Genomic DNA, 945 nt, shown 5'->3' with positions numbered 1-945 from the left:
TGAACTACCTTTCTACGGAAAAAAACTGTCTAAGTAGTCCGTTTGTATTTTCATTTGTGCCTCTTTGCCATGGTGAATATGGGTCACAAAAGTATACGTCCATTCCTGTATGTTCTTTAATGTATTCATGCATTGCAAACTCTTTACCGTTATCTACTGTGAAGCTCTTTTTAAGTTTTTTAGGTATGTTTTCAAATGCTTGAATGGTCTTGCTACTAAACTCAGTATCTGTTTTAGTTTCTAACTTAAATGCTACAAGCCTGACTTTCTTTCTACGTGAGTTCCAAGTAGACCTGTTTTTCTCATACCAAGTACCGTATCACTTTCAAAATGACCAAACCTACTTCTATTTATACAACCTGATGGTCTTTGAGAAATATTAATGGTGTTGGGTATTTTACCTCTGTTATCATTAGAAGATTTACGTTTTTTATGTTTATTCATAAATCTCATTTTCTTCTTTATATCTATAGGTAAAATACCTGAATGGACAGCTCTATAAATAGTGTTATATGAAATACTAAAAGGTTGTTTTTCTAACTTTGCTCTACCTGATATTTGCTCAGGAGTCCACATTAAGTCAAGTCTATCAATAACGTAGTTTTTAGCTTGTTCATTAGATTGTAATATAGCTTTTTTACCACATTTAGATTTTCTTTTAAGATACTTTTTTTGAGCATGATGAGCGGCATAAGAACCGCTAGCATATGAATTACGATTAAATTCACGAGATATGGTTGAGGGCGAGCGAACAAGTATACGTGCTATAGCACGTATACTTATACCTTGTTCTAACATAACTCTTGACTTTTCTCTTTCTTCTATGCTAAGATGAGTGTAATGACTCATAAAATATCAACTCCTTGTATTTTATTTTCGCAAACTCTATTATACAAGTTTTTGTTTTATGAGTCATTATTTTTTATTAGGTGTTGCACTTATATT

The 945-nt window shown here is 32.0% G+C and carries 1 pseudogene; it reads right to left on the bottom strand.

From position 1 onward, the window contains the following. Nucleotides 1-19: 19 nt before the first annotated feature. A pseudogene (locus HMPREF9629_RS11225) lies at nucleotides 20-849 on the bottom strand (IS30 family transposase); the annotation flags it as partial. Between the last annotated feature and the right edge of the window lie 96 nt (nucleotides 850-945).

This window comes from Peptoanaerobacter stomatis (assembly GCF_000238115.1).
Lineage (GTDB): Bacteria > Bacillota > Clostridia > Peptostreptococcales > Filifactoraceae > Peptoanaerobacter > Peptoanaerobacter stomatis.
This window is presented reverse-complemented; position numbering and strand designations above follow the sequence as displayed.